Annotated in this window: 1 pseudogene; it reads right to left on the reverse strand. The window is 48.4% G+C overall.

The features are described from left to right. Positions 1-213, reverse strand: a pseudogene (locus tag L2D08_RS23910) (NAD(P)H-dependent oxidoreductase); the annotation flags it as partial.

A 213-nucleotide genomic window follows, 5' to 3' on the forward strand; every position in this document is an offset into this window, starting at 1 on the left:
CGGGAATAAACGATTTTGAAGCTCTCTTAGTTTCCAGACTGTTGTGCTTGGATCCAGTTCAACATCATCTATTGTTAGGAATTGGCCCTGCTTAATCGCTTTTTTCGCCACAACCTTTCCGCTGATCAGGCCGATTGGAATATGGCCGTTCCGTTTCATATCCTGATGGGTTTCCAGGACACCGCGAACCGCATAACCGCCGATTCCGTCCAG

Source organism: Domibacillus sp. PGB-M46 (assembly GCF_022668875.1).
Classification (GTDB): domain Bacteria; phylum Bacillota; class Bacilli; order Bacillales; family Domibacillaceae; genus Domibacillus.